We start from the raw sequence: 621 nt of genomic DNA, 5'->3' as shown, positions 1-621 counted from the left end.
GCCTGGGCGGCTTCCAGGAAGCGAACCAGCTGCCGATGTTCGAGGAATTCACCAAGTATCAGGGCCACGTGACCAATCCGGCCCGCATGGCCGAGTTCACGGGCCGTTGTTTTGATCGCGCCATGTCCGAAATGGGTCCGACCCAGCTGAACATCCCGCGCGACTATTTTTATGGCGAAATCAAGGCCGAGATTCCCAAGCCGAACCGCCTGGACCGCGGCGCCGGCGGCGAGCAAAGCCTCGACGATGCGGCCGAATTGCTGGCCAAGGCCAAGTTCCCCGTGATTATCTCGGGCGGCGGCGTCGTCATGGGCGACGCGATCGACGAGTGCAAGGCCCTGGCCGAACGCCTGGGCGCGCCAGTGGTGAACAGCTATCTGCACAACGACTCCTTCCCCGCCAGCCACCCGCTGTGGTGCGGCCCATTGGGCTACCAGGGTTCCAAGGCGGCCATGAAACTGATCGCCAAGGCCGACGTCGTCGTCGCTTTAGGCTCGCGCCTGGGCCCGTTCGGCACCTTGCCGCAGCACGGCATGGATTACTGGCCGAAGAATGCCAAGATCATCCAGATCGACGCGGACAACAAGATGCTGGGCCTGGTCAAGAAAATTTCCGTCGGTA

Annotated in this window: 1 pseudogene; it reads left to right on the top strand. The window is 62.6% G+C overall.

What is annotated here, in order from left to right:
- Window positions 1-621, top strand: a pseudogene (locus tag GYK42_RS28820) (thiamine pyrophosphate-binding protein); the annotation flags it as partial.

Source organism: Janthinobacterium lividum (assembly GCF_011601275.1).
Lineage (GTDB): Bacteria > Pseudomonadota > Gammaproteobacteria > Burkholderiales > Burkholderiaceae_D > Janthinobacterium > Janthinobacterium lividum_E.
This window is presented reverse-complemented; position numbering and strand designations above follow the sequence as displayed.